Origin of the sequence: Lysinibacillus sp. OF-1 (assembly GCF_028356935.1) — a bacterium.
Lineage (GTDB): Bacteria > Bacillota > Bacilli > Bacillales_A > Planococcaceae > Lysinibacillus > Lysinibacillus fusiformis_D.
In genome coordinates this window covers 1,109,293-1,129,652 of sequence record NZ_CP102798.1, presented here as the reverse complement: position 1 = coordinate 1,129,652, position 20,360 = coordinate 1,109,293, and the positions used below count along the sequence as shown (strand labels likewise).

22 protein-coding genes are annotated in these 20,360 nt (G+C 37.8%); all 22 read right to left on the bottom strand.

The window, feature by feature from the left end; translation table 11 throughout:
• Positions 1-16 precede the first annotated feature (16 nt).
• Positions 17-1,162, bottom strand: coding sequence for a 1-deoxy-D-xylulose-5-phosphate reductoisomerase (dxr, locus tag NV349_RS05285; RefSeq protein ID WP_058843508.1), 1,146 nt, complete (start codon positions 1,160-1,162; stop codon positions 17-19).
• 63 nt (positions 1,163-1,225) lie between these two features.
• Positions 1,226-2,026, bottom strand: coding sequence for a phosphatidate cytidylyltransferase (locus NV349_RS05280; RefSeq protein WP_036124178.1), 801 nt, complete (start codon positions 2,024-2,026; stop codon positions 1,226-1,228).
• On the bottom strand, positions 2,023-2,817 hold the full coding sequence (locus NV349_RS05275; protein WP_036124181.1) for an undecaprenyl pyrophosphate synthase: 795 nt from the start codon (positions 2,815-2,817) through the stop codon (positions 2,023-2,025). The genes NV349_RS05280 and NV349_RS05275 overlap by 4 nt, the downstream gene beginning before the upstream one ends.
• A 311-nt stretch (positions 2,818-3,128) precedes the next feature.
• Positions 3,129-3,686, bottom strand: a complete 558-nt coding sequence (gene frr, locus NV349_RS05270; RefSeq protein WP_036124184.1) for a ribosome recycling factor — start codon at positions 3,684-3,686, stop codon at positions 3,129-3,131.
• Positions 3,686-4,411, bottom strand: coding sequence for a UMP kinase (gene pyrH / locus NV349_RS05265; RefSeq protein WP_036124188.1), 726 nt, complete (start codon positions 4,409-4,411; stop codon positions 3,686-3,688). Before pyrH ends, frr begins: the two co-directional genes overlap by 1 nt.
• 213 nt (positions 4,412-4,624) lie before the next feature.
• Complete coding sequence (gene tsf / locus NV349_RS05260; protein ID WP_036124190.1) at positions 4,625-5,512, bottom strand: translation elongation factor Ts; 888 nt, start codon at positions 5,510-5,512, stop codon at positions 4,625-4,627.
• Positions 5,513-5,611: 99 nt separating this feature from the next.
• Positions 5,612-6,331, bottom strand: a complete 720-nt coding sequence (gene rpsB / locus NV349_RS05255; protein ID WP_004269262.1) for a 30S ribosomal protein S2 — start codon at positions 6,329-6,331, stop codon at positions 5,612-5,614.
• 156 nt (positions 6,332-6,487) lie between these two features.
• The gene (locus NV349_RS05250; protein WP_271912518.1) at positions 6,488-7,072 is read right to left on the bottom strand and encodes a hypothetical protein; all 585 of its coding nucleotides are present in this window, start codon (positions 7,070-7,072) and stop codon (positions 6,488-6,490) included.
• Positions 7,073-7,081: 9 nt separating this feature from the next.
• Positions 7,082-7,390, bottom strand: coding sequence for a hypothetical protein (locus NV349_RS05245; protein ID WP_036124197.1), 309 nt, complete (start codon positions 7,388-7,390; stop codon positions 7,082-7,084).
• A 23-nt stretch (positions 7,391-7,413) separates the two neighbouring features.
• The gene (locus NV349_RS05240) at positions 7,414-8,184 is read right to left on the bottom strand and encodes a FliA/WhiG family RNA polymerase sigma factor (RefSeq protein ID WP_036124200.1); all 771 of its coding nucleotides are present in this window, start codon (positions 8,182-8,184) and stop codon (positions 7,414-7,416) included.
• A gap of 686 nt (positions 8,185-8,870) precedes the next feature.
• Positions 8,871-9,242, bottom strand: coding sequence for a hypothetical protein (locus NV349_RS05235; protein WP_036124203.1), 372 nt, complete (start codon positions 9,240-9,242; stop codon positions 8,871-8,873).
• Positions 9,242-9,748 (bottom strand): chemotaxis protein CheD, encoded by a 507-nt coding sequence (locus NV349_RS05230; RefSeq protein WP_369802726.1) that lies wholly within the window; start codon positions 9,746-9,748, stop codon positions 9,242-9,244. Before NV349_RS05230 ends, NV349_RS05235 begins: the two co-directional genes overlap by 1 nt.
• The gene (locus tag NV349_RS05225) at positions 9,748-10,380 is read right to left on the bottom strand and encodes a chemotaxis protein CheC (protein WP_036124206.1); all 633 of its coding nucleotides are present in this window, start codon (positions 10,378-10,380) and stop codon (positions 9,748-9,750) included. Before NV349_RS05225 ends, NV349_RS05230 begins: the two co-directional genes overlap by 1 nt.
• Positions 10,381-10,389: 9 nt before the next feature.
• The gene (locus NV349_RS05220) at positions 10,390-10,836 is read right to left on the bottom strand and encodes a chemotaxis protein CheW (RefSeq protein WP_036124209.1); all 447 of its coding nucleotides are present in this window, start codon (positions 10,834-10,836) and stop codon (positions 10,390-10,392) included.
• 27 nt (positions 10,837-10,863) lie between these two features.
• Positions 10,864-12,927 carry a chemotaxis protein CheA gene (locus NV349_RS05215; RefSeq protein ID WP_271912517.1) on the bottom strand — a complete coding sequence of 688 codons (2,064 nt, stop codon included), beginning with the start codon at positions 12,925-12,927 and terminating at the stop codon, positions 10,864-10,866.
• Positions 12,928-12,942: 15 nt separating this feature from the next.
• On the bottom strand, positions 12,943-14,097 hold the full coding sequence (locus tag NV349_RS05210; RefSeq protein WP_082673691.1) for a protein-glutamate methylesterase/protein-glutamine glutaminase: 1,155 nt from the start codon (positions 14,095-14,097) through the stop codon (positions 12,943-12,945).
• On the bottom strand, positions 14,098-14,973 hold the full coding sequence (locus NV349_RS05205) for a MinD/ParA family protein (RefSeq protein WP_058843507.1): 876 nt from the start codon (positions 14,971-14,973) through the stop codon (positions 14,098-14,100).
• A complete protein-coding gene (flhF, locus tag NV349_RS05200) occupies positions 14,970-16,160 on the bottom strand; it encodes a flagellar biosynthesis GTPase FlhF (protein WP_058843506.1) in 1,191 nt (396 codons plus the stop codon). Before flhF ends, NV349_RS05205 begins: the two co-directional genes overlap by 4 nt.
• Positions 16,157-18,190: a flagellar biosynthesis protein FlhA gene (flhA, locus tag NV349_RS05195; RefSeq protein ID WP_036124222.1), complete on the bottom strand. Its 2,034-nt coding sequence runs from the start codon at positions 18,188-18,190 to the stop codon at positions 16,157-16,159. Before flhA ends, flhF begins: the two co-directional genes overlap by 4 nt.
• A gap of 24 nt (positions 18,191-18,214) precedes the next feature.
• Positions 18,215-19,303 (bottom strand): flagellar biosynthesis protein FlhB, encoded by a 1,089-nt coding sequence (flhB, locus tag NV349_RS05190; protein ID WP_036124225.1) that lies wholly within the window; start codon positions 19,301-19,303, stop codon positions 18,215-18,217.
• A gap of 1 nt (position 19,304) precedes the next feature.
• Complete coding sequence (gene fliR / locus NV349_RS05185; RefSeq protein ID WP_141903467.1) at positions 19,305-20,078, bottom strand: flagellar biosynthetic protein FliR; 774 nt, start codon at positions 20,076-20,078, stop codon at positions 19,305-19,307.
• Positions 20,079-20,082: 4 nt separating this feature from the next.
• Positions 20,083-20,352 (bottom strand): flagellar biosynthesis protein FliQ, encoded by a 270-nt coding sequence (fliQ, locus tag NV349_RS05180; RefSeq protein WP_036124229.1) that lies wholly within the window; start codon positions 20,350-20,352, stop codon positions 20,083-20,085.
• Positions 20,353-20,360: the final 8 nt, after the last annotated feature.

Below are 20,360 nucleotides of genomic sequence, written 5' to 3'. Positions count from 1 at the left end.
CGATACAGTACTTTCGTTATTTTACCATGTCTAACACTATTTTTCTTGTCTCACTGTCCACATGTAAAATCGTTTGTAAATCTGGTACTGCAATGTTTTGATGTGCATGCATTACTCGTTCAATCGTCTCATCAATTTCAAGGAATGTAATTTTTCCTTGTAAAAAGGCTGCAACTGCCGCTTCATTTGCTGCATTCATCGCTGTCAAAATGGTACCACCTGTACGACCAGCCTCATATGCTAAACGCAAAGCCGGGTAGCGCTCAAAGTCCATATCTTGAAAATGTAGTTGTCCAATTTGCGCTAAATTTAGTCGCTGACCATTATGTAATGGTATACGATCAGGATAGCTTAAAGCATATTGAATCGGTACGCGCATATCTGGCGTGCCTAGCTGAGCAATCACACTAGTATCATGATACTCAACAAGAGAGTGAATAATACTTTCTCTATGCAAAAGTACATCTATTTTATCATATGGCATATCAAATAAAACATGTGCTTCAATGACTTCTAATCCTTTATTCATCATTGTTGCGGAGTCTATCGTAATTTTTGCGCCCATAGACCAGTTCGGGTGATTCAATGCATCTGCGACCGTCACATGTTGTAATTGGTCACGTGTTTTATCACGGAAGCTACCACCTGAAGCTGTAATAATTAAACGCTCAATATTTTTGGGATTTTCGCCATTCATTGATTGGAAGATGGCTGAGTGCTCGCTATCAACAGGTAAAATCGTGGCCTTATGTTTTTTGGCTTCTGCCATGACTAAATGACCAGCTGTAACAAGTGTTTCCTTGTTAGCAATGGCAATCGTTTTGCCCATGCGAATAGCTGCTAATGTTGATTCCAGACCAACACTGCCTAGCACAGCATTGACGAGTACAGTTGAGTCTGGATGTGTAGCAACTTCTACAAGACCTTTCGCCCCAAATGTAAATTGGATTTCAGGATAATCTTTCGCAAGGTCTCGTGCATCCTCTTCTAGCTGCACAGAAACTAGCTCGGGTTTTAATGTTTCAATCATTTCTCGTGTTTTCTCAATGTTTTTCCCTGAAGAAAAAGCCACTAATTGAAACGCATCACGTTGTTCTTTTAAAATATCGTAGGTTTGCCAACCGATTGAACCCGTTGCACCTAATAAACTAATTTTTTTCACAACAAATTGTCCCCTTTTTCTATCTAAGCAAATGATTTAGCAAGATGTCTTTTAATATACAGATTAATTACCAAACAAATGTAAAAAATGAAGGAGAGGCACGACAAATAATAGACTATCGAAGCGATCTAAAATTCCGCCATGCCCTGGTAAAATATTGCCCGAATCTTTTACATCAAAATGACGTTTGATAGCTGATTCTACCAAATCTCCCATTTGTCCAATAATAGAGGCAAAAATCGTGACAAAAACAAGTGATATATAACCATTTGCAAATGGGTAAATGAGTTGCATACCAACTGCAAAAATAACCGCAATGACAATTCCGCCTAGAAAACCTTCAATCGTTTTCTTCGGTGAGATTTCAGGCCATAACTTATTCTTTCCTAATTTTCTTCCTACAAAATAGGCACCTGAATCTGTTGTCCAAACAACTAATAAACAATAGACAACATACTCTAATCCAACATTTCTTGTTTCAATTAAATAATGGAATCCTAACCCCACATAAAATGCACCCAATAAAATAAAGCCCACTTCGTCAAAGGTTATTTTATTTTTTACAAGGACCACGTAAATCAGCAGTAACATCATTAGACCATAAACAACCATTAAATTGGATGAATAGCCTATTGTCTCTACAACTTTTTCACTCCAATCTTTCGGTATAACAAGTAATACTAATGTTATTAATCCTAGAAAACCAGGCACAGAAAAAATGGAAATCCCTTTCATTTTTAAGATTTCATAAAAACCGACAATAGCCATTGCAAGCACAAGTATGGTAAATGGTACTTTGCCATAAATAACGAACGGAATAAAAAGTGCTGCTGCAATTATTGCCGTGATAATTCGTTGTTTCAAGTTGTTTCTTCTCCCTTCAACCCACCGTAACGGCGATTACGCTTCTGATAATTTTCCACCGCTTCCAGTAAGCTTTCCTCACTAAAATCTGGCCACAATGTATCTGTAAACCAAAATTCTGTATAGGCGAGCTGCCATAACATAAAGTTACTTAATCGTACTTCACCACTTGTACGAATTAGAAGATCTGGTTCAGGCAAATGGGCCGTCATTAAATGAGACGTTAAGCATTCTTCTGTTATGTCTTGCATCGTTAATTGACCGTCCTGCACTTTTTGCAGCATCGTTTTCATGGCATTGACCATTTCAGAACGACTCCCATAGTTCAGCGCAAAATTTAAGACAAGCCCTGTATTATGCTTTGTTTCTTCCATTGCCTCATACAACGCCTTTTGCGTATGAGCAGGTAATAAGGATGGATCGCCAATCATTTCGACACGTACATTACGCTGCATCATTTCTGGTAAGAAAGAACCTAAAAATTCAACAGGTAGACGCATAAGAAAATCAACCTCTGGTTTTGGTCGCTTCCAATTTTCTGTGGAAAATGCATATACGGTTAAAACTTTAATTCCTAAATCCGACGCAAACCTAGTTACTTTACGTACTGTCTTCATTCCTTCATGATGACCAGCAACTCGTGGCATAGCACGTTTTTTCGCCCAACGTCCATTTCCGTCCATAATAATCGCTACATGGGCAGGAATCGGCTCGCTTTTAGTTAGGGCCACACGCTCCTCCAATGATAGTGTATCCATATTTATTTGTTTTCCTAATAGCTTTTTAAACATGCTAACTCCCCCACTACAACTAATCGGACGTATACTAACCTATCATAACAAACAAAAGCGCTTTTTGTCTTTTTTTTCCCTCTAAATTGACTATGTATGTACTAGCTTATTTTAGAACTATACACATAATAAAGAATAAGTTTGTTAGAAAATCGATGATGTTGTTATTAATGATCTTTTCGCATTTCATGTATGCTCTTTATATGACAAAGCAATTGATTATGAACAATAAAGCGAAAAGACGTCCTGTTATGTATAGGACGCCTTCATCTCATCAAAAAGTTCCATCATAGACATGTAAAACGTCTTGTTTACACCTCTAAAATTTCTTTTTCTTTATCTTTCGCTACTTGATCTACTTTCACAATGAATTCATCTGTTAATTTTTGAATATCGTCACCATAGCCACGTAGATCGTCTTCTGTGATTTCGCCAGCTTTTTCAAGTTTTTTCAAATCATCGTTTGCATCGCGACGAACGTTACGTACAGCAATTTTTGCGTCTTCCGCTTCTTTTTTCACTTGCTTTACTAGATCCTTACGACGATCTTCTGTTAGCGCTGGAATCATTAAACGAATGATCGAACCATCATTTGTTGGTGTAATCCCGATATCTGATTTCATAATTGCTTTTTCAATATCACCTAAAATTGTTTTATCGTAAGGTGTAATGACTAGTAAGCGAGCTTCTGGTACAGAAACACCTGCAAGTTGGTTAATTGGTGTTGGTGCCCCATAGTAGTCTACCATGATACGATCCAATAAAGATGCGTTCGCACGACCCGCACGAATAGATGATAGTTCACGTGAGAAAGCTGTGATTGTTTTGTTCATTTTTTCTTTTGCTTGTTCTAAGACTTGTTTAGCCATTATACGTTCCTCCTAACAACTGTTCCGATTTTTTCGCCTTGTACAGCACGTTTAATGTTACCTGGCTCCGTAATTGAGAAAACAATTAGCGGGATATCGTTATCCATACATAAAGTGGAAGCCGTTGAATCCATTACTTGTAAGCCTTGTTGGATAACTTCTAAGTATGTGAGTGTATCATATTTAATGGCTGTTTCATCCACTTTTGGATCTGCCGAATAAACGCCATCGACATTATTTTTAGCCATTAAAATCGCATCTGCGTCAATTTCTGCTGCGCGTAATGCGGCAGTAGTATCAGTAGAGAAGAACGGATTACCTGTCCCTGCTGCAAAGATAACGACACGTTTTTTCTCTAGATGTCTAACTGCTTTACGACGAATGTATGGCTCCGCTACTTGAGTCATCACAATAGAAGATTGAACGCGTGTTTCAATACCTAATTTTTCAAGAGCATCTTGTAAAGCTAGTGAGTTCATAACGGTTGCTAACATGCCCATATAATCGGCTGCAGCACGATCCATTCCCATTTCACTACCTATTTTACCACGCCATATATTACCGCCACCTACAACAACAGCAACTTCTACATCAAGATCTACTACTTCTTTTACTTCTTCTGCAACAGACTTGATTATTTTTGGTGATAAACCGAAGCCCGCTTCTCCAGCTAACGCTTCACCACTTAGTTTAATAACTACTCGTTTATATTGCGGTACACTCATTGTAAACCTCCGTAAGACTTTATTTAAAACCTTTCTATTCCCTTTTCCATTATAGTATATCTAACAATAATTGCTAGTTGTGAATAAGGCAGAATAGAAAATTATATCCGTTTTTCGTTCATTTCGGAAAAATAGGGAACACGCTATGTTGTGTTCCCCATTTTAGTCTAGATAATCTAGATATTATTTGATTAGAATCAAATGCAAGCGAAATTAGTTACCTTTAACTTGGCTCATTACTTCTTCTGCAAAGTTATCTTCACGTTTTTCGATACCTTCACCAACAGCGTAACGTACAAAGCCGTTTACTGAACCACCAGTTGAAGCTACGAAATCACGTACTTTTTGATCTGAGTTTTTAACAAATGTTTGATCAAGCAAGCAAACGTCTTCGAAATATTTACCAAGACGGCCTTCAACCATTTTCGCAACGATGTTTTCTGGTTTACCTTCGTTAAGAGCTTGCTCTGTTAATACTTTACGCTCACGTTCAACTTCTTCAGCAGAAACTTCATCGCGAGAAACATATGTTGGGTTGATTGCTGCAATGTGCATCGCAACATCTTTAGCTGCTGCTGCATCAGTAGAACCTTCTAAAGTCACTAATACACCAATACGGCCGCCCATGTGTAAGTAAGCACCGAATGCATCTGCATCAGATTTTGATTTAATTTCGAAACGACGAAGTGTAATTTTTTCACCAATTGTTGCAACAGCTGTTGAAATTTGATCTTCAATTTTTACACCTTCAGCATTTGTAAGCTCTAAAGCGGCTTCAACTGAAGCTGGTTTAGCAGCAAGTAATTGCTCTGCTAAAGAAGAAACTAATACTTGGAATTTGTCGTTTTTCGCAACGAAGTCAGTTTCAGCGTTTACTTCCACGATAATCGCTTCGTTACCTTGTTCTAAAATGTAAGTTGTACCTTCTGCAGCGATACGGTCAGCTTTTTTAGCAGCTGACGAAAGACCTTTTTCACGTAGGAAGTCGATTGCAGCTTCTAGGTTACCATCAGTTTCTACTAACGCTTTTTTACAATCCATCATACCAGCGCCAGTTTTTTCGCGTAATTCTTTTACTAATTGTGCAGTAATGTTTGCCATTTAGTGTTTCCTCCTCAAATTGGTTGAACTATTTAATGATAGGTTCTAAAAAAGGTGATAAGGGTTTTGAGCCACTTATCACCTTTTTGTAAACGTGAATTACTCAGCAGCAGCTTCTACAGCTGGAGCTTCTTCTTCACCTTGTTTTGACTCGATTAAAGCGTCAGCCATTTTAGCAGTTAAAAGTTTAACAGCACGAATAGCATCATCGTTAGCAGGGATTACGTAGTCGATTTCATCTGGATCACAGTTAGTATCAACAATACCTACTAGAGGGATGTTTAATTTACGAGCTTCTGCAACAGCAATGCGCTCTTTACGTGGGTCAACCACGAACATTACGTCTGGAAGATCGTGCATATCACGGATACCGCCTAGGAATTTGATTAGACGTTCGTGTTCTTTTTTAAGTTGGATTACTTCTTTTTTAGGAAGAACTTCGAAAGTTCCTTCTTCTTCCATTTTTTCGATTTGTTTCATACGTGCAACACGTTTTTGAATTGTACCGAAGTTTGTAAGAGTACCACCTAACCAGCGTTGGTTGATGTAGTAGTTGCCTGAACGTTCAGCTTCATCTTTGATCGCTTCTTGTGCTTGTTTTTTCGTACCAACGAAAAGAACTTTACCACCGTCTTGACCAACTTGACGCATGAAGTCATAAGCTTCCTCTAATTTTTTAACCGTTTTTTGTAAGTCGATGATGTAGATCCCGTTACGTTCAACGAAGATATATTTCTTCATTTTTGGGTTCCAACGACGAGTTTGGTGACCGAAATGTACACCAGCTTCAAGTAATTGTTTCATAGAAATTACTGACATGTGAATTTCCTCCTAGTATGTTTGGTTTTTATCCTCCGCATTTATCATCTGCAACAAGCTACCCTAAGCTTAGAGCACCACTTACTACATCAAAATGCGTGTGTAGTAATAACACCATTTGCAACTATATCATAGCTTTGATTGATTCGCAACAATTTAGTGATGAAATTTCAGTAAAAGCTCGATTTCTGTTTTCCCCTTTTGCAGTTGTTTCGCTATCTCCTCTACCGATTTTCCCTGCTTTGCTAATTCTAGCGCTTGCTGTTCCACCGTCAGCACTTTTTCTTTTTCAGGTAGACTTGCCATCTCCTCTTTTGGAGATGGCACTGCTTGTGCCTTTTTTGCACCAGTATGTTGCTGACGTGAATAAGCATTTGCTACAATTTTTTTAGGTACGTAGATACGAGAATCTTTATCTAAACTTAGCGAACTATCACTTTTAGTCCCTTGGGTTAAATCCGAAGACGACTGTTCCATTGGTGTCACACTTTGTTCTATTTGCTGCAAGCTACTCGCCGCTATTTCGGGCTGTTTGACATTTTGTAACTCTTTAATAAGACGGTCATTTTCATCTTTCATTTCTGCTAAATAAGCCGTAATGGTATCGTCCATTTCCCTCATTAAACGTTCTTGCTTCTTTTCTAAATCCTTAAATTTTGCTAGCTTTGTATTTAAAATAATAAGGAAGTAAAATGAAAGTAGCTGTAAAAAGAATAGTAACGCTATTAGTATGGTTGTCATTGTAAACTCCTATCCACTAAAATCTACGAAATTCCCTTTAAACGGATGTTGTGCCTGTTTTTCTTGTTGACCCTGCTTCTTTTTCTTCTTTTTATGAATACCTGTTAAATATTCGCCACCTGCATCCTCATCCTCACTAATTTCATCCATACCTTCTGTTGTATTGACAATTTTTTGCTTGCGCTCTACTTCTTTTTTTAATGCTTCATTTGCGTGTGCCTGTTGGGCTAATGCTTGTTGCTGTGCCTGATCTGCCATTTTCCCCGCTTCAAATGTTTTTGGAATAGCAATTTGTAATTCGACACCTTTTAAACTCATTGGAATCTCTCCCTCAAGGATATTTACGCATTAATCATTTCACTTGATAATAGCTTTCGTAGCTTTAATAGCGCTTTTGAATGAATCTGTGAAATACGTGATGTTGACAGTTCAAGCATTTCACCAATTTCAGTCAAAGTTAATTCCTCTGTGTAAAATAAACTAAGTACAAGCTGTTCTTTTTCATTGAGCTTTTGAATATTCTCAGCTAAGTCACCTAATAACTCCGATTTAATAACAGTTTGCTCAGGTGTTTTTGTCGTATCATCTCGGATGACAAATGACTTACCGTCCGCTTCCTCTTGATCCTGTTGCTCATTAATGGAAAGAACATTTGAAAAAAAATGCTCTTGCACTGTCTGATACACATCTTCAACAGATACTTCCATATGCTCCGCAAGTTCCTCAGGTGTTACATGACGCATATATTTTTGCTCTAATTGTTCAATTTGAGCATCTAATTTTTTGGCTTTTTCACGCGCTGAACGCGGTAACCAGTCTTCCTTACGTAAACCATCAATGATAGCGCCTCTTACTCTAAACGAAGCATATGTATCGAATTTTAAATCTCTGTTAATATCAAATTTATTTAATGCATCAAAAAGCCCTACCATGCCTAAACTCGTTAAATCGTCTCGTGATACGCTCTTTGGCAAACCCGCACCAATACGTTGGACATGGTAAGATACTAAAGAAATATATTTTTTTATAAGTAAATCACCAGCATCTGGATCACGCTCATGAATCCAGCGATTCCATAGTTTTTGCTCATCGTTCAGAATTGGTTGTGTCATGAAATCCACCTCTCTAAAAACGCTTTACGCGCCCGTTTGCCACTGACTATTTGCGCTCATAAAATTAATCATTCAACAGGATTTTTCGGTTAATCTTTGTAAAAAATCCACATTAAAGCTAATCTAGACGTGAGCTTCGAATAGTTAAAAACTCGATAAGCAGTTGCCATCTTTCCTATATTATAACAAGAATCGACTATAATTTCATTTGTTTCTCTTACTCTCTAATATATTCCTTAATTTTTTAATCTCATAGAAAAACTGTACCCTTGTTATGATGAACAGTTGGATACAGTTCTAAAATTTGTCTACAGAATTAAACTTATAATTTAGGACGCTATTTAATTCGATGCTAAGGTGCATCATAACTATGACATTGAACAAAAAGGTTATAATACCTACATTGCATCCACAATGCACCAATTGTCGTTTCAAAAACGTGCTATAGAGCTAGAAATAATTTTTCCATTGAATATTGAGATCTACGAGCGATTGCTTCAGCCCATTACTAATACCATGTTCGCCCTCCCCCTCCTTTTGACCATTTTTGCTTATCTGCTTCATTAAGCGGTGGTTTTCCTCCTGTAATAAAGTGCGCTAATAAGCTAGCCTGAGCTTTTGAGTTTCTCGTATAATAAAGCCTTCAAATGCCCAATAAAAAAAGAGCCGCTATTCGCGACTCATTTTTATGCATTCACTTGTTGCTCTTCTTCTCGATTCATCATCGTTCGTACTACTTGAGCAATTTCCTCGGAATTTTCATCTTGAAATTCAACCGTTGAATTAACTGCTGGAGCTTCTTGCTTTGCGCCATCAGTAGCATCAAGTTCATGATCTGTTAGACCATCTTCATCCACTTCTTCATTAGCCTCTGGCGTAAACATGATGTAAGCAATTAAAAAACGTACTATATACATAGCGATAAAGACGATAATTGCTACAACAAAAGCGCTGATGATGATGCGAAGGGGAGTAGATGGTTTTTGAAATGTACTGAAAAAATAAATTGAAAAAGCAATTAATGCTCCCCATAGATTGTAAAAAATAGAACCAAACATTAGATTTCGCTCACTCCTTGGTTAACTGTTCGAATATGTAATATCGACGTTGCAGGATTAAATTCAATCGTTCTACCACTATTTCCACCAGTATCCTCGGCCACTAAAGGTACTCCATGTCTCTTTAACTCATGTTTAACTGCTTCTACATTGCGGGGACCGATACGCATCGTATCTTTGTCAGATGTAAATTGAAACATCTGCGCCCCCCCTGCAATTTTTGCCTTTAGTTTAAATTTTTGAACGCCTTCTAATTTTAATAAATCTATCATTGCTGCAATACCTGAATCTGCAAATTTTGCCACATTGATTGACTCAGCTCTACCTAAGCTTGAATCTGGTAACATCACATGGATTAAACCAGCAATTTTTTTTGACTCATCATATAAAATAACGCCCACACAAGAACCAAGACCAGAAGTTCGAATGGTGTTAGGTAACTTTACTACATCCATTTGTGCAATTCCCACTTTAATTACTTGTCCACTACTGCTGCTTAACATCATCATGAAACTCCTAATGCTTTAAAAATTGCATCGAATGAGTCGGGATCGGGAAGCAGGAAGAAATGACCTCTCACCGTTTCGTGGTCTTCTACACCTTCTTCAAAAATGGATGTATTTATCACAATAACATTATCACTTACATGTGATAATTCGATTAAACCAATACTGATAATAGCGCCAAACATATCTACACTTAGACCAGGTACTGTTGGGTAAATTTTCAAATTGGTAAAGTCCGATAAGGCAGATAAATAGGAGCCCGATAAAATATTGCCCATTTCTTGCATAGCTGATAAGCCTAGCTCTGAAACTGGTTGCTTTTTAAAGTCAAATGTATCATCAAAAATAAGACGACGGATAAAGCGATTTGCTTGCTCGATAGGTAAAATAAAGAACATACTTCCTTCAGCATCTCCTTCAATACGAAGGTAAATACCAACTACAACGTTTTCAGATCCGCCAGCCAGTTCCATCATTTCGTTAAAGGACACCATTTCTACCTTTGGAACGCGCATATCAATTTTTTTCCCAAGTAAATTGGAAAGTGCTGTCGCGGCATGCGCAGCACCAATATTTCCAATTTCCTTTAATACATCTAAATGTAGCGATGTAATCTTTTGATTAAATGTCATTATCGATCCCTACTTTAGTGGATTTAATACTTTTTCTAAATGTAACAAGATTAATAATCGTTTCTCTACTTTGGCAACACCTGAAATAAATTCTTCTTCAAGTGAGCCAACGACCTCTGGTTGCGGTTCAATTGCACTTGCTGGAATATCAATAACATCGTTCGCTGAATCTACAACAAAACCTACTTCCATATCTTCTAATGAAATAATGATAATGCGTGTTGTTTCTTCATGTTCAGAAACAGGTAGTTCAAAGCGTTCACGTAAATCGACTATTGGTGTAACAACACCTCGTAGATTGATTACACCTTTCACATATTTCACGGTTTTCGGTACACGCGTAATATGCATTAATTTTTCAATTCCTTGTACATGGGACACGGGAATTGCATATTCTTTATCTGCTAGCTGAAAGACAATTACTTTAATACTTTCTTGTTCCACTGCGTTTGTCATACTTTACACCTCTCTTATTCATTCACCTTATTTAATTAGTGCGTTGCAATCTACAATTAAGGCTACTTTACCATTACCTAAAATCGTTGCACCTGAAATGGCAAAGATATTTGTTAAGTAATTTCCTAATGACTTCAAGACAATCTCTTGTTGTCCAATGAAAGAATCCACTACTAGACCAGCAAGTTTTTCACCTTTGCGAACAATTACGACTGAATGGAATTCTTCATCTTGTGACTCTTTACGAGGAACCTCAAAAATTTCCTCTAAGAATACCAATGGAACAACCTTGCCACGGAAGTCGATTACTTTTTGATTATGCGCATTCATAATCTCTGATGAACGGATAATAGATGTTTCAATAATAGAAGATAGTGGAATTGCATAAATTTCTTTTTCAATCTCCACCAGCATGACTGAAATAATCGATAATGTCAGTGGTAATTGAATCGAGAAGATAGATCCAACATCCTGTGTAGATTCAATTGAAATATTACCACCAAGTGATTCAATCGTTGTTTTCACAACATCTAAACCTACCCCACGACCAGAAACATCAGAAATGACATCGGCAGTTGAGAAGCCTGAAGCTAAAATAAGCTCATTAATCTGTTTATCAGACATTGAATATGATTGTTCTTGTGTCACAATGCCTTTTGAAATAGCTTTCGCTAGTACTTTTTCACGATTAATGCCCGCGCCGTCATCTTCAATTTCAATAAAGACATAGTTTCCACTATGATACGCACGTAGGACAACTGTTCCTTCTTCTGGCTTACCTTTTGCACGACGAGCCGTCGGATTCTCAATCCCATGATCCACAGAATTACGGATTAAGTGAACTAGTGGATCCCCAATTTCATCTATAACCGTACGATCTAACTCGGTTTCTGCACCGATGATTTCTAGGTTGATCTTTTTATTTAAGTCACGCGATAGCTGACGAATCATTTTTGGGAATCGGTTGAATACTGTTTCCACTGGTACCATACGCATCGTTAAAATAATTGTTTGTAGATCACCCATCACACGACTCATGCGCTCTACTGTTTCATTTAACTCACCATGATTCACTTCTGTAGCGATCGATTGTAGTCGACCACGATCAATGACAAGCTCTTCAAACAAGTTCATTAAAATATCAAGACGTTCAATATTTACACGAATCGTTTTATTCCCTACAGGTGCATGAGCTTTATCAGCTTTAGCTGGTGCTGCTGCTTTGGCTGGTGCCGCAACAGGTTCAGCTTTCGCAGGCGTAGCTGCTGGTGTTGGTTCTACTTCTACCACTGCTGTTGCTGCTACTTCCTGATGGGCTTCATATTGTTTTTCACTAAATTTCTTCAGGTCAATTGTTGTCACAACGACTTCATCAACCTCTGAAACCTTCATTATTTTTTTCTGCATATCTTCGGCTGTTTCTTTTGTCACAAAAGCAACATAGAATTGTTGATCAAACTGTTCATCTTCAAGCTTTTCAACAGATGGACTGGACTTAATGACATCTCCATCTTTTTCTAAAATTTCAAACACCATAAATACACGCGCAGCCTTTAATAGGCAATCCTCACGTAATGTAACTGCAATTTCAAATGCATTGAAGCCTTGTTCAGATGATTGTGTAATAACTGTTTGTTCAAAGCTATCATATTCTAAAACACTTGCAACGACTGCCGGTGCCACTGTTGCTACCACTTCTGGTACTGCTTCCTCACCTAATTCAATGCGCTTCAGTTGAGCAACAGTTGATGAAACATCACGTTTACCATCTCCACCGTTCGCAATATCCATCACCATTTCTTCTAGATGATCAACAGATTCAAAGACAACATCTAGTATTTCAGGTGTGACATGGATTTTCTCATTACGAATAGCATCTAAAACATTCTCCATTTTATGTGTCAAATCCGCTAAATCTTCAAAGCCCATTGTGGCAGACATACCTTTTAACGTGTGGGCAGAGCGGAATATTTCCCCAACAATGGCCAAATCATCTGGATTCTTCTCTAATTCTAATAAATGTTCACTACATGCTTGTAAATGCTCTTTACTTTCTTCGATAAACATCTCTAAATATTGATTGACTTCCATAAGAGGACACCCCTTTTAAGGCAAATATTTCATTATTGTTTGTGCAATATCATCTACATCTGCAACTTCATCAACAAGTTGCGTTTCTACTGCTGCTTTTGGCATACCATATACAATGCAAGTTTCGGCTGATTCTGCAATAGCTATGACATTACCACTTTTTTTCAATGCTTTCAGTCCATTAGAACCATCATGGCCCATACCAGTCATAATGACTGCCACTTTATCAAAATCCTTATATTGACTAACATCTTCAAACATTACATCTACAGAAGGGCGATGGCCTGATCTCGGTGCTTCCTGATTATCAAGAACAATGCCAAAAGTCGTTCCTACTTTTCTCAGCTTTAAATGATAACCACCCGGTGCAATATAAGCTACTCCATTTTGCAATATATCGCCCTGTTCCGCTTCTTTTACAGCAATTTCACTTAGCTGATCCAGACGAGTAGCAAGTGATTTAGTAAATCCAGCTGGCATATGCTGAACAATTAATATAGGTGCTTGTATGGACTTAGGAATTTTAGTAATGACCTCCTGAAGTGCACGAGGTCCTCCGGTTGATGTACCAATTAACACCATTTTCTTTCCAACTTTACTCCATTCTACCAGTGGCTTTGATGTAGCTACATTGCTAGCAGCAACATTCATAAGAGTTGGTGTTCGTCCATGCTGTTGTGGCTCCTTTACTACGGTACTCGCTCTTGTCACTGGTTCTTGTTGTTTTTTACTACCAGAAGGTTTTTTCAGTTTGGAAATCGGCACCATTGCCGCCTGCTCTACTTTGTGAACAAGCTCATTTTGGATTTTATGTAAATCAAGAGAAATGGTTCCGCTTGGCTTTGCGACAAAATCTACTGCACCACTCTCAATTGCTGCTATTGCATTTTCTGTCCCACGTTGAGTGGTACTCGAGAGCATTATTACAGGAACTGGACATTGAATCATAATTTCTTTTAAAGCATCTAGCCCATTCATTTCAGGCATCTCAATATCCATTGTCACAACTGTTGGCTTCAACGACTGTATTTTTTTGATCGCATCTTTTCCATTTCGTGCCGTTCCAACTACTTCCACCTTAGAGTTGCCAACAAAAAAGTCACTAATTAGCTTTCTCATAAAAGCAGAATCATCCACAACTAATAGCTTGCTTTTATGTAAAAAGTCCAATTAATCACGCCCTTTCGAGAAAATACTTCTGAGTTTCGATAAAAATTTTTTAGCTGTTTGTTCATGTGCGTGTATTTCCTCTGCACGATGTTCCATAAAACGAACGACTATAAGTTGTAATGTCTTTGATATTAGTGCGTCTGGATAAGCAAGCGAGAATGGTACTTGCTCACGCACAGCCTTACGCACAACTGGATCTTCAGGTAATGAACCTAGAATGGTTATTTCTTTGTCTAAAAAACGTTTCATCGTTATTTTTAAACGTTCATTCGTTTCAATTCCTTCTTCTTTGCTAAAAGCACGGTTACAAAGAATGTAAAACTCCTTCTCTGGATCACGTACATGAATATATTTCATCATGGAGTACGCATCTGTTATAGAAGTAGGCTCCGCTGTTGAAATGACAATAATTTCATCAATGGATGTCAGTAAGTCTAATGACCAATTTGTCGCACCAGCCCCCATATCAAATAAAATATAATCATAGTTTTTTTGAAGCTGTTCAAAGGCATGAATCAATCGCTCAAACATACTTTGTGACCAATCTAGAACGCTCGTCATACCAGACCCACCTGAAATATACTTTAGATCATAAGGTCCTTCAAATATTACCTCATCTAGTAATTTATTTCCTTCTAAATAGTCTTTCAAACTATAAGAAGCATTTTTCCCAATTAAAATATGAATATTCCCCATCCCAATATCCATATCTACAATGGCAACTCTTTTTCCCTTTTGGGCCAAGGTTATAGCAAAATTCATGGTGAAGTTACTTTTACCTACTCCACCTTTGCCACTGACAACTGCGATGGCTCTACCTAGTTCGCCCTGCTGCCTCATCATTTTCAAGCGTAATGTTTCAGCTTGGTCTCTCATTTTTCTTCACCTTGAAAAAACAAATTAAGTACTGCTTCTAAATCAGCTTCCTCAATATCTTCTGGTACTTCTTGACCATTCGTATAGTAAGCAAGTCCTTTATTATATTTAATCATTAAATTGATCATTGTGCCAATAGAATTTGTTTCATCAATTTTTGTGAAAATGAATTTTTCAATTGGTAATTGCTTAAATTGGTCTACAATGTTCTCCATATCCTTTTCTTTCGTTGTCATAGCAAGGACTAAGTAAGACTCTGCTTGATCATCGAACTTAATGAGACGTTGGAGATCATCCACATACTTGACCTCTTTATAATTGCGACCTGCTGTATCAATAAACACCAAATCTAAATGGGATAAACTTTGGATTGCTTGCTCGAAATCGGTCGCATTATAAGCAATTTCAACTGGAGCCTGTAAAAGACCTGCATATGTTTTTAGCTGTTCTATGGCAGCAATTCGATACGTATCGGTCGTAATAAAGCCGACTTTTTTCTTTTTTTCTAACACAGCTCGCGCTGCCATTTTAGCAATCGTTGTAGTCTTTCCAACTCCTGTTGGGCCTAAAACATTTATATACTTTCTTTCATAGGACAATCCTCCGACAGGAAGGGCCTCTAGCTGCTTACGTAGTAAATTTTTCGTTATTAATTTACATTGTGAAAAATTTATTTCTGACGCTTCTTTGAAATGCATAAAAAGCTCATCACCTATCGTTGTGATGAGCTCTTCACTTAGCTCTTGCTGTCTTAAGTATTCAATGAAGGGGAAGAGTTCATCGGGATATTGAGCTTGGGTGGTCTTTTTATGCATCGATTGCATTAAAGATTTTAAATCTGCAATTTCCTTCCTCAATTCTTCAGAGATGCTAGTATCCTCATGCACTGCTGCAACATGTGGTGTTGGCTCTTGATGGACTTTTGCTTGAATAGCATTTGTAATCTCTTGTAACCTTGCATTTTCTTTTGTTTCTACAGGTAGTACAGCTGGTGCTGGAGCCACATAACTTGGCTCCATAACATCAACTCCCGCGACCACTTCAAAACTTTTCTTTTTAATCATACCGAAAAATTTCTTTGTGATGACTACTTTTGAATTTAAAATGACTGCGTCCTCACCTAATTCTGCCCGCACTTGCTTCATCGCCTCTGGTATGGATGATGCATAATATTTTTTCATTTTCATTGAACATTCACCACCCCAACACTTTGAATTTCAACTGAAGCATCCAGCTCATTATAAGAGAGAACTGGAATTTGAGGGAAATAACGCTCCGTCAATTGTCGTAAATACATACGAACTGCTGGAGAGCATAAAATGATAGCGGATTGCTCCATAAAGGAAACACGCTCTACTTCTGCTGCAATAGTCTCTAAAACGGTTTGAGAATCTTGAGGATCCATTGCTAAATAATTTCCGTGATCCGTTTGTTGAATACTATCAGCAATCATTTTTTCTACTTTACCTGACACCGTAATCACCTTTAATGCTGAACTATCTCCAACATATTGTGCAGTAATTTGACGTGCTAATGCTTGACGGACATACTCCGTTAAAATATCTGTATCACTCGTTAATTTTGCATAGTCTGCTAATGTCTCAAAAATTATAGGTAAGTTACGTACAGACACATTTTCTCGAAGAAGCTTGCCAAGTACCTTTTGGATTTCTCCAGTAGACAAAGGAGTCGGTGTTAATTCTTCGACTAAAATAGGATGTGTTTCGCGTAAGTGATCGATTAACTGCTTCGTCTCTTGGCGTCCTAGTAACTCATGTGCATTTGCTCGAATGATTTCTGTTAAGTGTGTTGACACCACACTTGGTGGATCAACAACTGTGTAACCATACATTTCGGCATCTTCTTTCACTTGCTCCGTAATCCATTTCGCTGGTAGTCCAAATGATGGCTCCACAGTATCAATTCCTTCAATAGAGTCATCATCACCAGGGCTCATCGCTAAATAATGATCTAATAAGAGCTCGCCTCGTGCCATTTCATTCCCTTTTATTTTAATACGATATTCATTTGGTTGCAGCTGAATATTATCTCGAATACGAACAACTGGGATGACGATACCTAATTCTAATGCTAGCTGTCGTCGAATCATAATAACACGATCTAATAAATCCCCACCTTGTGTAGCATCTACTAAAGGTATTAATCCATAACCAAATTCAAATTCGATCGGGTCCACATTTAATAAATTCACAACATTTTCAGGGCTCTTCATGCCATCTGTTGCCACTTCTTCCTCAATTTCAAGTAATTCCTCTTCATCCTCTGGCTTCTTACGCCCCATCATATATGCTCCTGTAATGAGTGACGCACCAATTGGAATCGTTATCCAATCTGGAATTGGTGTAAATAATCCAAGTAAGATAATCGTTCCACCAGCTACATAAAGAAGCTTTGCCTGAGCAAATAATTGTCCTGTTATATCCTGGCCAAGACTTCCTTTTGAAGAGGCACGGGTTACAACAATCCCTGTAGCTGTTGAAATAAGTAAAGCCGGGATTTGGGATACAATACCATCTCCAACTGTTAGTTTAGAAAAATGAGTTGCTGCTTCTGCAAATGGAAGACCCATTTGCACTACCCCGATAATGATCCCAAATAATAGGTTGATAATAACCATTACCATTGAGGCAATGGCATCCCCTTTTACGAATTTTGTGGCACCATCCATCGCTCCATAGAAGTCTGCTTCTCCCGATACCTTTTCACGTCGTTCACGTGCTTCTTTTTCGGAAATGACCCCTGCATTTAAGTCAGCATCAATACTCATTTGTTTACCAGGCATTGCATCGAGTGTGAAACGTGCTGCTACTTCAGCTACACGCTCCGCGCCCTTTGTAATTACAATAAACTGAATTAACACTAGAATTAAGAAGACAACTAAACCAACAAGAACATTCCCGCCAACTACGAAATCACCAAAGGTTTCAACGACTGACCCTGCATCACCATTTGCTAAAATAGCACGGGTTGTGGAAACACTTAGTCCTAATCGGAACAAGGTTAACAGTAAAATGACCGATGGGAAGATAGAAAAGTCCAATGCTTCCTTCATACTCATTGCTGTTAGCAGTACAATTAATCCTAATGTAATATTAATGACAATTAAGAAACTTAACATCCACGGAGGAAGAGGGATGATGAGCATCGCAACGATTAAAATAACCGCACCTAAAACCCCAATATCGCGAACTTTCATTTGTGTCCCTCCTACTTAAAAGCTTTAAATTTTTCGCTTAATACGGTAAACATAAGCGAGTATTTCTGCTACTGCCTTAAAAAATTCCTCTGGTACTTGATCACCAATTTCTACCTGATCATACATCGCACGTGCTAAAGGTCTATTTTCAACCATTATGACATCATGCTCTTTGGCGATCAGCTTAATTTTTTGGGCGACAAAGTCTGTCCCCTTCGCAACGATACGTGGGGCATCCATATTGTCCTCATCGTATTTGAGGGCAATCGCATAGTGAGTAGGGTTGGTGATAACAACATCTGCATTCGGCACCTCTGACATCATACGACGCATCGCCATTTCGCGTTGACGTTGTTTGATTTTGGATTTAATCAGCGGGTCACCCTCACTATTTTTATATTCATCTTTAATATCTTGCTTAGACATTTTAAGATTTTTTTCATACTCATGTTTTTGATACATCCAGTCCAGAACGGATACACAAAGTAAAACTAAAGATGCGGCTATACCCATTATGCCGACAAGCTTCCCTACTGTAATGAGCGTCATCCATGGACTTTTAAAAGATAAAGCCAAAACTTCTGGTAGGTTTGTCCAAATAATAATTGTTGTGACACTTCCTATAAAGCCAATCTTTAAGACCGACTTCAGCAGTTCAACAATGGCCTTAACAGAAAATATTTTTTTTAACCCTTTAATAGGATCCATCTTTTTTAAATCAAATTTCATTGGTTCTAATGTAAATAAAAAGCCAAACTGCAGGAAATTACCCGCAAGAGCTCCAACAAAAGCAATCGCCATGATGGGCACAATAATAAAAGCCATCTGTATCAATGTTTCTGTAAATAAACGCATCACACTATCAATCGTTAATTTTTCGATGCGTATGTTATGAATAAATGTTTGTCTAAAAAAAGCTAATAATTCATCACGCAAGGAGCCAGCAAAGAAAAATAAAAAGATAAATACCATAAGCATGACAATGGCACTAGAAATATCTTGACTCTTTACAACTTGCCCTTTTTTTCGAGCATCCTGACGTTTTTTAGGGGTTGCCTTTTCTGTTTTTTCACCTGCAAAAAACTGGATATCTAAACTTAGTAGTAGCTTCATATCATCCACCACCTAAAATGGCCATTAAATCCCGTATACCGTAGATCATAATCGTAATGAGCTTTTGAATAACTTGAATCATCACAGCCATCATTGTAAACATTACTAAAAAACTAACTCCGATTTTAATCGGAAAACCGACCACAAAAATATTTAATTGCGGTACTGTTTTTGCTGTTATTCCTAAAGCTAAATCGACTAAAAATAAGGTCGCCACAACAGGAGCAGCCATCTGAAATGCTATCGCGAAAACGGCTGTGAAAGTCGTCATAATAAATTTAGGTAAGCTTTCACTAGCAAAACTAGGAAATTGATCCATCGGTAAAAATTGATAGCTATAGTAAATTCCATTCAGAATCATATGATGGCCATCAATCGCTAATAAAAAAAGAAGTGCTAGCATATTAAAGAACTGACCAATTAATGGGCTTTGCGCACCTGTTTGTGGATCAATAATATTGGCAATGGCAAATCCCATTTGAAAATCAATAAAGCTTCCTGCAATTTGTATTGCAGACATGATGATGTAGCCCATAAGACCAAGCAATAGTCCAACAAGTGCTTCTTTCATCACTAATAATATGTATTCATCATTGAAGACCAATGGCTCAACATCAATTGTATAGTACATCATCCAAGCTAATACCAGTGCGAGAGTAATTTTGACTTGTGGCGGAATGGTCCTATATGAAAAAAAAGGGACCGTAACAAAAAATGCTGAAACACGCACAAGTACTAATAAGAAAACCGTTAAATGTGGAATTAATTCATTCATGGACTCACCCTATATAACGTGTTAAATTCTCGAATATGTCTCTCGCATAGCTAGTAACTTGAGATAACATCCATGGGCCAAAGAATACGATGGCCACTAGGACAGCGACAATTTTGGGTACAAATGCTAATGTTTGCTCTTGTATCGAAGTTGTTGCTTGAAAGATACTTACCGCTAAACCAGTGATTAAAGCAACTAATAATAGCGGACCGCTTGTTAGAAGGATAATCATAATGGCACGTTCTGCTATGGAAATAACCAATTCACCTGTCATACTGTATC

Coding starts and splice junctions, on each gene's coding strand:
- NV349_RS05275 (WP_036124181.1), bottom strand. CDS start 2,817: ATGTTTAAAAAGCTATTAGGAAAACAAATAAATATGGATACACTATCA.
- frr (WP_036124184.1), bottom strand. CDS start 3,686: ATGGCTAAACAAGTCTTAGAACAAGCAAAAGAAAAAATGAACAAAACA.
- pyrH (WP_036124188.1), bottom strand. CDS start 4,411: ATGAGTGTACCGCAATATAAACGAGTAGTTATTAAACTAAGTGGTGAA.
- tsf (WP_036124190.1), bottom strand. CDS start 5,512: ATGGCAAACATTACTGCACAATTAGTAAAAGAATTACGCGAAAAAACT.
- rpsB (WP_004269262.1), bottom strand. CDS start 6,331: ATGTCAGTAATTTCTATGAAACAATTACTTGAAGCTGGTGTACATTTC.
- NV349_RS05250 (WP_271912518.1), bottom strand. CDS start 7,072: ATGACAACCATACTAATAGCGTTACTATTCTTTTTACAGCTACTTTCA.
- NV349_RS05245 (WP_036124197.1), bottom strand. CDS start 7,390: ATGAGTTTAAAAGGTGTCGAATTACAAATTGCTATTCCAAAAACATTT.
- NV349_RS05240 (WP_036124200.1), bottom strand. CDS start 8,184: ATGACACAACCAATTCTGAACGATGAGCAAAAACTATGGAATCGCTGG.
- NV349_RS05235 (WP_036124203.1), bottom strand. CDS start 9,242: ATGTTTGGTTCTATTTTTTACAATCTATGGGGAGCATTAATTGCTTTT.
- NV349_RS05230 (WP_369802726.1), bottom strand. CDS start 9,748: ATGATGTTAAGCAGCAGTAGTGGACAAGTAATTAAAGTGGGAATTGCA.
- NV349_RS05225 (WP_036124206.1), bottom strand. CDS start 10,380: ATGACATTTAATCAAAAGATTACATCGCTACATTTAGATGTATTAAAG.
- NV349_RS05220 (WP_036124209.1), bottom strand. CDS start 10,836: ATGACAAACGCAGTGGAACAAGAAAGTATTAAAGTAATTGTCTTTCAG.
- NV349_RS05215 (WP_271912517.1), bottom strand. CDS start 12,927: ATGGAAGTCAATCAATATTTAGAGATGTTTATCGAAGAAAGTAAAGAG.
- NV349_RS05205 (WP_058843507.1), bottom strand. CDS start 14,973: ATGAGAGACCAAGCTGAAACATTACGCTTGAAAATGATGAGGCAGCAG.
- flhF (WP_058843506.1), bottom strand. CDS start 16,160: ATGAAAATGAAAAAATATTATGCATCATCCATACCAGAGGCGATGAAG.
- flhA (WP_036124222.1), bottom strand. CDS start 18,190: ATGAAAGTTCGCGATATTGGGGTTTTAGGTGCGGTTATTTTAATCGTT.
- flhB (WP_036124225.1), bottom strand. CDS start 19,303: ATGAAGCTACTACTAAGTTTAGATATCCAGTTTTTTGCAGGTGAAAAA.
- fliR (WP_141903467.1), bottom strand. CDS start 20,078: ATGAATGAATTAATTCCACATTTAACGGTTTTCTTATTAGTACTTGTG.
- fliQ (WP_036124229.1), bottom strand. CDS start 20,352: ATGACAGGTGAATTGGTTATTTCCATAGCAGAACGTGCCATTATGATT.